Below are 11,918 nucleotides of genomic sequence, written 5' to 3'. Positions count from 1 at the left end.
CACGTTCACTTCACCAACTCACCGATGGTCGCCGACAGGACGCCGAAAACCATTCCCGACGCCGTCGGCACGAAACAGATCTTCGAACCCGGTTCGATCAGGCCGCGGGACAGATAGTCGTGCAGCACCAGGAAATGTGTACTCGCGCCGGTATTTCCGTACTTTTCGACGCACGCGAGCCGAGGCGGCATCGGTACGTCGTGGATCTTGCTGCCCGACTCCGCCAGTTTCTCGGTGAACCCGACGCCGAGCTGATGGAAAATGATGTAGTCGAAGCCTTCGGCGGCGAAGGTCGTGCCTTTCTTGGCCAATACGTCACGATGGAATTTCGCCCATGTTTCGCGCCGCGGCGCCGCCTGCATGGTGAGGTTGTCGGTCAACATGATCATGTTCTCGGTGGTGCCGCTGGGTTTCGCGATACACAGGCCGGAGTATTCCGCGCAGGTGATCATGTCGATGTAGTGGACGGCATCGTCGTCGTCGACGGCGCGGTCGAGCACCACCGCGACGGCCGCGTCGGCCAGGGTCAGCGCCGCGAACTGGGGATCGCGGGCGTCCACCGCCTCGGCCAGCGCGCCCTCGGTGACCGGCGAGATGACCTCGGGAGTCACCACCATGCCGGTCCGGACGACCCCGGCCCGAATCAGGTTGTCCAGCAGGTAGACACCGGTCATGGTGCCGCCGCACGCGTTGGCGACGTCATAGCCGGTGGCGTTGACCGCGCCGATGCGGCGGGCGATCTCCCCCGCGGCGGACGGCTCGAACACCATGCGGAACCCGTCGTGCACGGTGGTGCCGCCGCAGATGATCACATCCAGATCGGCGGGGTCGTACCCGGAGCCGGCCAGGCAGTCGAGTGCCGCGGCGACACCCAATGTCAGGGTGTCTTCCTCGGTGCGGTCGACCATATGCCGGTGTGCGATACCGGTAATGCGTTCGACGTCGAACTCGCCGCCGCTCGACATGCGGTCGAGCACTTCGTTCGTGGTGAATTCTCCGGAAGGGAGAGCGGCCCCGAGCGCGCGTATTCGAGAGCGATTCATACGAGATTTCCTCCGAGGGCCGCGACTACCACAGAAATGGAGCGACACGGCGCCGATACAGCAGGGGGGCAACGGAAAACCCGGACTCGACCGGATGATTGTGACACTACGACCAGACCGCGACAGCGGTCCACTTCGGCCGCCGATCGGTGAGGGGGATCACCAATCGATGTGTGCGCGTTGCTACTTCGCGACAAATATTCGGCACGAAGCTGGTTTCCCGCGATGAATTGCCGTCGCCGATTGCGCCGGGCCCTCGATTCGTGATTAGGCTCGGCCCGGTGTCCGCCCCGCTCCGCGCACCGATGTCGCTCCTCGATCTCCCCGGCCCGGACGGCTGGCCGGTGCTGGGCAACCTCCCGCAGCTCACCCCGACCCGGCTGCACCGGCAAGTGGACAGCTGGTGCGCGGAATACGGCCCCGTCTACCGGCTGAGCATGCCGGGCAGGCGACTGGTCGTGGTCGGCGATCCCGAACTGAGCAAGGAGATCCTGCGGCAGCGGCCGGGGACCTACCGGCGGCAGTCCTCGATCGAGTCGATCATGAGCGAGATGGGCTCCAACGGGCTGTTCTCCTCCGAGGGCGACGCGTGGCGGCGGCGCAGGCGGCTGGCCATGCCCGGTTTCAACGCCGCCCATCTCACGCGGTTCCACACCACGCTCGAGCAGATCACCGAGCGGCTCCGGCGGCGCTGGCTCGCGTCGGCACCCGAGGACGTGCGCGCCGACCTGACCCGCTACACCGTGGACGTGACCGCCAAGCTCACCTTCGATTACGACATCAACACCCTCGAGCAGTCCGGCGACGTCATCCAGCAGCACCTCGAGCACGTCTTCCCGATGCTCAACCGCCGCTTGAACATTCCGCTTCCCTACTGGCGCTGGGTCAAGCTGCCCGCCGATCACGCGCTGGACCGGGCGCTGGAAGCGTTGCGCACCGAGGTGAACGCGGTCATCGCCCGTGCGCGCACGACCGCGCCGGAACAGCCGACGAACTTCATCGAGGCATTCCTGCTCGCCCACGACGGCGGCGAATCGTTCACCGACGACGAACTCTTCGCCGAGGCGCTGACGATCCTGATCGCCGGGCAGGACACCACGAGCAATGCCGCGGCGTGGCTGCTCTACCACCTGGCCTCCGAACCCGAAGCGCAGGAACGCATCCGAGAGGAAGTCGCGCGGATCCCGTCGGCGCTGGAGCGTCAGCCCTATCTGGAAGCCGTTGTCGCCGAGTCGATGCGGCTGCAACCCACCACTCCCCTGCTGCTCATGGAGGCCGTGCACGACACCGTGCTGCGCGATGTCGCGCTGCCCGCGGGCACGTGGGTGCTGGTCAACGTGCGGTATCCGGGTCTCCAGGAGGAATATTTCGCCGATCCGCAGCGATTCGACCCCGAACGGTGGCTGCGCGACGCCGACAGCAGGGCGCACCGCCCCGACGTCGCGATCCCCTTCGGGTCGGGGCCGCGGTTCTGCCCGGGGCGCGGCCTGGCGATGCTGGAGGTCAAGAGCGTGGCCGCGATGGCCTGCCGCACTTTCGATTTCCGGCTCCCGGACGGTGTGCCGCCGCCCGACGACCGTTTCCATTTCGCCGTGATCCCGGTCGGCCTGCGGCTCGACCTCGCGCCACGACCGGCGGCCGACCGCGAATTCGAAGGATAGGAGCCGATATGGCGGTGAAGCGCTTGTCGGCGACCGACGCGACCTGGTTGTCGCTGGAGTCGCCGGAGATGCCGATGCATGTGGCGTTCCTGATGGAATTCCACTGTCCCGAAGGCGATGCCGAGAGTTTCGTCCGCCGCTGGCACGCGCGGCACGCCGCCCCTTTCACCGCTCCGGCGCCGTGGAATCTGCGGCCGGTGCGCGGCCGCCTCGGCCAATCCCTCGCCCTGGTGCGGGAAGTCGATGAGATAGACCCGGCCGACCACATCAGGACGTGGCGGCTGCCCGCGGGCACCGGCCGCGACGAACTGGTCGACCTTGTGACGCGCATCCACCGCGAGCAGTTGGACCTGGGCAAGCCGCCGTGGGAGCTGCATTTCGTGACGGGACAGTCCGAGGACCGGTTCGCCGTGGTGTTGAAGACGCATCACAGTCTGCTGGACGGCGTTTCGCTGGTGCGCGTCATCACCGGCGGTCTGTCCCCCGACGCGCGGGCGCGCGATCTGCCGCCCTTCTTCACGATCGGTCCCGAGACCGACCTCGCTCCGGCGCGAACGAGCCGGATCCGCGCGCTGCGCACGGCGGTGTACGGATTCTTCGCGATACTGTCCGGGATCGGCGGGGCGGCGCGAGATGCGCTGCGGCGCAAGAAGGGACAGTCGACCGCGCAGCAGACCTACCGGCAGCCGCCCTCCGTCCTCGACGGTCCGATCACCGGCGCGCGCGACCTCTCGCTGCGCCGCTATCGGCTCGACGAGATCAAACGACTGGCGCGCGCGGCGGACTGCACCGTCAACGATCTGGTGCTGTATCTGGTCGCCACGGCGTTGCGCGGCTACCTCGCCGATCACGCCGAACTGCCCGACCGTCCGCTCACCGCCGGTGTGCCGACCGATCTGCGCGACGGCGACCAGCGGGTGGGCACCCGCGCGGGGCTGATGTTCACGGCGCTGGCGACCGACGTCGAGGACCCGGTGCGGCGTCTCGCCGCCGTCAAGGACGCGATCGACGCCGCCAAGCGGCACATGGGCGCGATGTCGCCCGGCGCGGTCATCGGCTACGGCTTGGCGACCACCTTCCCGTGGGTCTTCGCGCTGCTGCTCGGCATCCGGTCGGCTCCGTCCTCGCACCCCATGGGGATCTCCAATATTCCGGGGCCACGGGAAACGCTGTTCTGGGAGGGCGCTCGCCTGGACGCGATGTATCCGATATCCCTTCTGATGCACGGCAATGCGCTGAACTTCACCTGCTTCGGCTACCGCGACGAGCTGTTCATCGGCGTGCTCGGCGCCGCCGGCAAACTGCCGCCGATCGAGCATCTGACGGCCGCGCTGGACGCCGCCGTCGCCGAACTGGACGGGTTGCTCGCGCCGCCTGCCGCGGTCGGCCAGGACTGACATGTGCGCCATCTGCGGCATCGTCGACGTTGAAGCGCCGGTCGACCCCGGCCCGCTCGCCGCGATGTGCGCCGTGCTGCGCCACCGCGGCCCCGACGACCACGCCACCTGGAACGACCGGCATGCCGCGCTGGGGTTCCAGCGCCTGTCCATCGTGGACGTGCGGCACGGCGCGCAGCCGACCGCCGACGAGAGCGGTTCGGTCCGTGCGCTGCTCAACGGCGAGATCTACAACCACAAGGCGTTGCGCCGCGACCTGGCGGCGCGTGGGCACCGGTTCCGCAGCGACAGCGACGCCGAAGTCGTCCCGCACCTGTACGAGGAGTACGGGGACGGGTTCGTCGAACACCTGGACGGCGATTTCGGCATCGCGATCTGGGATGCCACCCGGCGCCGTCTGACGCTGGCCCGCGACCGCGTCGGGGTCAAACCGCTCTTCTACCACGTGCGCGGCACTCGCCTGACGTTCGCGTCGGAGATCAAGGGCATCTTCGCCTCCCGCGCCTGCACACCCGAGATCGACCGGCAGGGGCTGAGCGACTGCCTGTTCTACGGGCACACGATCGCGCCGGGCACGTTCTGGCGGGACGTGCGCGACCTGGAACCCGGCACCGTCCTCACCGCGGACGCCGACGGCCTCCGGAGCCGACGGTATTTCCGCGTCTTCCAGCGCGCGGACCCGGACGCGCCGCTGCTCACCGGGCGCGCGGCGATCGAGGCGTTCGGCGAGCGGTTCACCGCCGCGGTCGCCAAGCGCGTCCCCGACGAGGTGGACGCGGGCGTCGCGCTCAGCGGCGGGCTCGACTCGTCCGCCATCGCCGCCATCGCCGCCCAGCGCTGCGACGCGCCGCTGACCACGCTCAGTGTGCGGCTGTCCGGCGCGATCCACGACGAGACCGAGATGTCGCGGCTGGTCGCCCGGTCGTTGCGGGTGCCGAACGTGGAAGCCGAGATCACCGGAGCCCGTGTCTGCGAGCTGCTGCCGAAGAGCATGTGGCACTTCGAGTCTCCGTTCTGGTACGGCGGCGTCGCCTCCCCCTTCCTCGACCTGACCGCGCTCGCCCGAGACCGAGGACTCAAGGTGGCGATGAGCGGCGACGGCTCGGACGAACTGCTCGCCGGTTACGACTTCTATCGGTTGATGCGGCTGAGTTCGCGGTTGGAGGCCCTGCGGCTGGACGCGCTGCGACCGCTGGTGTGGCGGCAGGCGACGAAGTGGATCGGCGCACCGAGCGGCATCGACCGCCACATCGTCGAGATCTCCACGCAGCGTGGGCAATACACCGAACGGTACGGGCAGATGCCGCCGTGGATGTATCTGTGGAGCGCGCTGTCCGGTACGGCGCGGCCCGCCGTGCTCGCCGAGCTGCCCGAGCCATCGGCGCTGCCCCGCCCGCCGGAACACAGCGCGCTGCACCGGCAGATGCATTTCGAATTCCACACCCGCCTGCCGCACTGGGTGCTACCGATCTCCGACCGGCTCGGCATGGCGCACGGCATCGAGGTGCGGGTGCCGTTCCTCGACCGCGATGTCCTGGACGTCTGCGCCGAGCTCGACCCGCGCATGCTCATGCGCCTCGGCACCGAGAAGTATGTGCTCAAGCGGGCGGTGGCCGACGTGCTGCCCAAGCGGATCGTGCGGCGGCGCAAGAAACCCTTCATGACACCGGTCGGCCCGTGGTACCTCAGCGGGCCGGGCGCGGAGCTGGCCGCCGACCATCTCTCCCGTGCCGCCGCGCGACGCTACGGGCTGTTCGATCCCGAAGCGACGGAACGGATCTGGCGCACGGCCGTGGACCGGCCAGGCACCTGGGACGGCGTCACCGCCGAATGGGCGGCGATGGCGATCCTGTGCACCCACCTCGTGGTCGACCAGTTCAGCGCCGATCGCTTCACCGCCGACGCGATCGCGGGAGCCCGGACATGACCGTGACACGGCCGCGTGCCGCCGAATGGCACGAACTCGCACTGCACGCCGCCGCCCAGCCGGGCCTGGCGCTGCTCGCGCCGCTCGGGGCCGTCACCCGCCCCCTCCGCAGGGTGCCGAAATTCGGCTGGGTGGTGTCGGATCCGGAACTCGCGCGCCGCGTTCACCGCGACAGCGAGCATTTCAGCATCGCGACGGACGGCGCGTCGGGGCACTGGTGGTCACAGATGCTGGGCGACTTCGGCGCCGAACGATTCGAGGGTCCCGAGCATCAGCGGTTGCGCGTGGGGCTCGGGGATCTGTTCAGCAGGCCCGCGTCCGAACACCTGGTCGAGGAGTCGACGGGCGCGCAGCTCGAGCGGCTGCGCACCGATCTGGCCGCGGGGCGGACGGTCGACATCGCCGAGTTCGGCCGGGTGTTCACGGCGCGCACGATGGTCGACGTGGCCGGTCTGCCGCGCGAAACCGGTACCGACACACCGTATCTGGACCTCTTCGCGGCCATGGAACGGCTGGCCGATCTGGGCAAGGGCAACTGGGCGACGACCGTCGTCCCCTCGCGCAATCGACGCAAGGGCAACGAGCTGGCCGCACTGATCGGCGAGAACGTCGAGCACGTCTACGACACGGCCGACGCAGGCACCGTCATCGGACGCTGCCGCGCCACAGGGTTGACGCTCGAGCAGACCCGGGGATTCACCGTGCTGCTCGTGGTGGCCGGGACCGTCACCCTCGCGAGCACCATCGGGCGGCTGGTCGCGTTGCTGCACGACACCGGCGACCAGCATCGGCTGCTGGCCGACGCGGGCCGGATCCCCGACGCGATCCGGGAGGGGCTGCGGGTGACGAGCTCGATGCCGGTCGTCGGGCGGGGCGTCGTCGGCGACGTCGAACTCGGCGGCAGGCAGTTGCGCGCAGGCGACCGCGTCAAGGTGATGACCTGGTACATCGACAATTCCGTCGGCCGGTTCGACCTCGATCTGGGTTATGTGCCGCAGACGCGGCAGCTGTGGTTCGGCGGCGGCAAGCACTTCTGCCTCGGCGCGGCGCTCACTCACGTGCAGCTGACGCGCTTCCTGGAGACGCTGCTCGCGGCGGGCCGCCCGTGGGAGATCACCCGCCGCCGCTACCGGTTCAATGCGTTCGTCCCGCTCTACCGCAGGCTCGACATCCGCTTGCGCTGACGCGGGGCGGGCAACCACCAGTTCCAGCGGCCGAGCAGCCGCAGGGTCGCCGGTACCAGCACCAGTCGCACGACGACCACATCGAGCAGGACCGCGACGGCCAGCGCGAAGCCGAGCTGCTTCAGCTCCAGGGTGCTCGCGGTGAGGAAGCAGGCGAACACCACCACCATGATCGCGGCGGCGACCGCGACGGGTTTGGCGGTGGCGCCGATCCCGTCGACGACCGCGTCCTGGTTGGCGGCGGCCGGGTCGGTCGCGGCGCGCGGCGCAGTCGAGTCCCAGTTCTCCCTGATCCGGCGGATGACGAACACCTCGTAGTCCATCGAGAGGCCGAACAGGATCACGAACACGATCAGCGGCATCACGACCTGGAGGAATCCCGGACTCTCGAAGCCGAAAAGCGCTTCGCCCCAGCCCCATTGGAACACCGCGACCGTGATGCCGAGCGCGGCCGCCGTAGCGAGCAGGTTGACCGCGACCGCCTTGACCGGCACGGCGACGCTGCGGAAGACCGCCACCAGCAGAGCGAGCGCGCACAGCACCGTGATCGCCACGACGAGCAGGTAGGCGCCGCGAACCGCGTCGCTGATCTCGAGCAGACCGGCGGGCGCGCCACCCGCGGTGATCCGCAGGTTCGGGGCCGACGCGGCCAGCGTGCGCGCCCGCGCGTCGAGTTCGGCGACCAGATCCGAGCCCGCGGCCGAGTCGATCTGCGTGCGGGTCACGACGGTCAGGTGGACGCGGCCGTCCGACTGCCGCGCCAGCACGGCGGCGACGCGGGGATCGGCGCGCAGCTCGTCGGCGAAGCCTTGCACGGTGCTCGCCGCCTCGGGGTCCAGCGGACCGCGGTCGGGCCCCGTGGCGACGAACTCCATCGGCGAGAGCATGCCGGGCGGGAACTTCTCCGCGACGGTGTGCGCCGCGACACCGGAGGGGTACTCGGTCAGCGATGAGATGCCGAGGTCGAATCCGGTGCGCAGGCCGGTCAGCGGCAGCGAAGCCACGACCAGCAAGCCCGCGGCGGCCAGGCCGAATACGACGGGCCTGCGCATCACCCGGCGCGCCCACCGGCGGGCGGCGTCGCTGTCGTCGGAGTCGACGCTCCGGCCGCGCACGCGCCAGCGATTCACGGCCGGGCCGAGCTCGGTGAGGACGGCGGGCAGCAGGGTCACGGCGGCCAGCATCGCCGCCGCCACGGATACGCCGACGCCGAGCACGATGCCGCGAAAAACCCCGGCGGGCACCACGAGCAGCGACGCCAGCGACACGATCACGACCGAGCCGGAGGCCAGGACCATGCCGCCCGTGGTGGCCATGGTCGCGGTGACGGTGGCGCGGATCGCGTCGGTGTCGGCGCGCGAGGTCACTGCGCGCGCCGAGAGCTGCTCGCGGAACCTGCTCACCACGAACAGGGCGTAGTCGATGCCCACGCCGAGACCGATCATGCTTGCGATGGACAGCATCAGGGGGTCGACGGAGGTCACGGTGCTGGCGAGCAGCAGCACGCCGGTGCACGTCAGCAGCCCGGCTACGGCCATGAGGATCGGTAGCAACGCCGCGGACACCGCGCCGAGCGCCAGGGTCAGCAGCACGAAAGCCACCGGAACGCCGAGGGATTCGGCGCGGCGCGCATCGGCCTGTTCGGCGATGATCACATCGTTCTGGATCGCGGTGTAGCCGGTGAGGTCGACGCGGACCACGTCGCGGCCGGGCAGCGCGGACAGCGCGTCCTGCACGTCGCCGGAGACGTCGACACGGTGCGACTGGTCGCCCTCGATGGCGACGACGGCAAGGGCGGTGCGGTGGTCGTCCGAGACCAGTTGTCGCGCACCGAGATCGCCGGGTGCCGCGAGCACCGTCACGCCCCCGACCGATTCGACGGCGTGCCGGGCCCGCTCGATCTGGACGCGGTATTCGGGGGCGTCCACGACCGCGGTGCCGGAATCGAACACCAGCAGCGCCTGTTCGGCCCGCAGGCCGGGAAAATGCGCGGCGATCAGACGTTGCACCGCCACCGATTCGGCGCGGTCCACGGTGAGATCCGGTGCCTGCAGGCGTAATTCGAGCAGTGGGTAGCCCGCGGCACACAAAATGAGCACGATCGACCAGACCGCGATCACCACGCGCGGACGGGTCGTCACGCGACGTGTCCAGTGCGACAGTGGATCGCGTCGCACGGGCTCCGAATCGGAAGCGGCGGGCAACTCTTCGGCAGCGCCGAGGCTCATCGGCGGGCACACCCCTCGAGCCTGATCGTGCCCGCCGCGAGACACCCCAGGTCCGAAACGCCTACCACCGCACCGCGTCCTTCCCCGGCCCACGAGATCACCCCCGGAGCGGGGGCCGGTGAATCACCGTACGCAGCGCGGCGGCGGGGTGTCACTGCATAGTCGGGAGAACATTCGCGCCAGATCTTGTTCGGGAAGACGAAGTCGCAGCAAACCGACGGCGATCGCGCACCAGCATCGATGATGTTGCCGCGCTGCATGTTTCACCCAGCGATTCCAGAACCGGGGCGGCCCTGCGTCCCGGAATGCGCGGCGCGATGTGAGCCCGGTCATGGTGGCGCGGAATCGTGGCGTGCGTTACCTTTACCTCACTTATGGGAACGAAGTAGTTCCTCTTTGCGGGAGGGTTTGGCAAGGCATGATCAGACGTCGGGGTCCGATCGCTGTGGCAGCCGCAGCGCTGTCCGCGTTTCTCGTGATAACAGGTGGAGTGGTGTCCGCGCCCTCGGCCGAGTCGACGCCGGCGAGCGCCGGGCTCGACGCCGAGTTCATCGCCACACACAATGCGCCGCCGCAATATCCGCACGTCTTCATCGAATGGGATGTGCCGATCACCATGAGCGACGGCACGGTGTTGAAGGCGAACGTCTACCGTCCCGCCGATGCGACGGGTCAGCCGATCCAGGAGCCGACACCGACCGTCGTCAACCTGACGCCCTACACGAAACTCGTTGCGAACCTGGCGGATTCCGCGCTGGCGATTCCCGGGCTCGCGGACCCGTTGATGCATGTGCTGCGCAATCTGGATTTCTCGGCGTTCGGGATGAGCGGGCTCAGCGATCTGATGCGGGCGCTGCCCGGCGGCGCGGCGCGGACCTTCGGCGTGGATCGCAAGCTGATCCAGAGCGGATACACGCAGGTCGTCGTCGACGTGCGCGGAACCGGTTTCTCCCAAGGCCTTTGGCAGGTCTTCGGCGATCGCGAACAGCAGGACGGCGCCGAGGTCGTGGACTGGGCGGCGAACCAGCCGTGGTCCAACGGACGGATCGGCATGAGCGGAATCTCCTATTCCGCCGTCAACCAACTGCAGACCGCCGAGCGCAGACCCGCCGCACTGCAGGCGATCTTCCCGATCGTCCCCGGCAGCGACCTCATTCGCGACGTCGCGGCGCCCGGCGGCGCGCTCGGCATCGGTTTCATCCCCGAGTGGCTGCTTGCGGTCAATGCCACGAAGTTGCTTCCCGACGTGGTCTCGGTGCTGACCGGCAGATTCGACTGGACCTGGCTGGCCGACCGCATCCGCGACCCGTTCACCTTCTTCAACACCGTCATCGCGGCGCTGGTCACGCCGAACATCGACCAGATCCCACCGGACATGATGGCGGTGCTCGACGACGAGAGCCCGCTGCGGACCGCGTGGGTCGGGCATCCGGAGCGGATCCAGACGCCGACCTTCATCTACGGCGGCTGGCACGACATCTTCACCTATTCCTCGCCCCGGGTGTACAACGCCATCGATGTCGCGGACAGCCAGAAGAAGCTGGTGATGGGCGACACCTACCACGTCACCACCGGCGCGGGCATGGGCGACCCCGGCGCGCCGCCGTCCCTGGACGTCCTGCAGCGCGCGTGGTTCGACAAGTGGCTCAAGGGAATCGACAACGGCATCGACGGCTACGACCAGGTGACGTCGTGGCAGCAGGGCGGCGGATGGAGCGACAGCCCGTCCTTCCCGCGCCCCGGGATGGAGTACCGGCGGCTGTACCTGAACGCGGTCCCGTCGGGCACCGCGCCGACCGCCGCGGGCGACGGCTCGCTGAGCATGGCGCCGGGCGGACCCGCACGGCTGACGATCGCACCCGGCCTGTCCAGCTTGTGCTCGCGCGATGCCGCGCAGGGGACGGCGGGCATCGTCTCGGCACTGGACATCTGCGCCGAAGACGCGCGGATCAGCGAGATGAACGCGCTGACCTTCACGACGGCGCCGGTGAACCAGCCGACCCAGATCTCCGGCCCGCTCGCCGTCCACCTGAACACCGTCCTCGACGCCACGGACGGCTACTGGACGGTGACCGTGAATGACGTAGCGCCGGACGGGCGTTCCACCGTGTGGACGACCGGCCAGCGCACCGCCTCGCTGCGCGCGGTGAACGAGGCCGCCTCCACCCGCTCCCCCAACGGCGACTACACCGATCCCTACCCGATCTTGACCCTGGCGAGCCGCGAACCCGTCGTCCCCGGCCAGCCGACCGTGCTCGATATCGGGCTCTTCGCCACCGACGGCGTGCTACAGCCAGGGCATCGGCTCCGCATCGACGTCTTCGCGAGCAACTTCCCCAGCAGCATCCCGCTGCGCCCGCTGCTGAACGAAAGCGGACTCATGCCACAGCATCTCGTACTGGACCCAGACCAGCCCAGCTGGGTGAACATCCCGGTCGAGGGCGATCCCGGCTGGTGAGCGGAGTGTGACCGCCCTCC

Annotated in this window: 7 protein-coding genes; 5 read left to right on the top strand and 2 right to left on the bottom strand. The window is 69.2% G+C overall.

All coding sequences use genetic code 11. The features are described from left to right. Positions 1-5: 5 nt before the first annotated feature. Positions 6-1,043 carry a 3-oxoacyl-ACP synthase III family protein gene (locus tag AC3EO7_RS00620; RefSeq protein ID WP_435590163.1) on the bottom strand — a complete coding sequence of 346 codons (1,038 nt, stop codon included), beginning with the start codon at positions 1,041-1,043 and terminating at the stop codon, positions 6-8. Positions 1,044-1,324: 281 nt separating this feature from the next. Between AC3EO7_RS00620 and AC3EO7_RS00615 the strand changes: the two genes are divergently transcribed. The 4 genes from AC3EO7_RS00615 to AC3EO7_RS00600 are packed head-to-tail and all read left to right on the top strand — an operon-like array spanning position 1,325 to position 7,212. Beyond that, positions 1,325-2,704 carry a cytochrome P450 gene (locus AC3EO7_RS00615; protein WP_435590162.1) on the top strand — a complete coding sequence of 460 codons (1,380 nt, stop codon included), beginning with the start codon at positions 1,325-1,327 and terminating at the stop codon, positions 2,702-2,704. A gap of 8 nt (positions 2,705-2,712) precedes the next feature. Continuing rightward, positions 2,713-4,101, top strand: coding sequence for a wax ester/triacylglycerol synthase family O-acyltransferase (locus AC3EO7_RS00610; protein WP_431972118.1), 1,389 nt, complete (start codon positions 2,713-2,715; stop codon positions 4,099-4,101). Between the two features lies 1 nt (position 4,102). Next, the gene (asnB, locus tag AC3EO7_RS00605) at positions 4,103-6,028 is read left to right on the top strand and encodes an asparagine synthase (glutamine-hydrolyzing) (protein WP_435590161.1); all 1,926 of its coding nucleotides are present in this window, start codon (positions 4,103-4,105) and stop codon (positions 6,026-6,028) included. Next, entirely contained in the window at positions 6,025-7,212 is a 1,188-nt protein-coding gene (locus AC3EO7_RS00600) for a cytochrome P450 (protein ID WP_435590160.1), read from the top strand. Before asnB ends, AC3EO7_RS00600 begins: the two co-directional genes overlap by 4 nt. On the opposite strand, the gene AC3EO7_RS00595 is transcribed toward AC3EO7_RS00600, so the two are convergent. Further along, positions 7,182-9,353, bottom strand: coding sequence for an MMPL family transporter (locus AC3EO7_RS00595; protein WP_435590159.1), 2,172 nt, complete (start codon positions 9,351-9,353; stop codon positions 7,182-7,184). The two genes, AC3EO7_RS00600 and AC3EO7_RS00595, sit on opposite strands and share 31 nt — an antisense overlap. Before the next feature lie 505 nt (positions 9,354-9,858). On the opposite strand from AC3EO7_RS00595, the gene AC3EO7_RS00590 reads away from it, so the two are divergent. Then, the gene (locus tag AC3EO7_RS00590) at positions 9,859-11,898 is read left to right on the top strand and encodes a CocE/NonD family hydrolase (protein ID WP_435590158.1); all 2,040 of its coding nucleotides are present in this window, start codon (positions 9,859-9,861) and stop codon (positions 11,896-11,898) included. Positions 11,899-11,918 lie beyond the last annotated feature (20 nt).

This window comes from Nocardia sp. bgisy118 (assembly GCF_057708605.1).
Note: the sequence above shows the minus strand (reverse complement) of the source record. Positions and strands in the feature narration are given on the sequence as shown.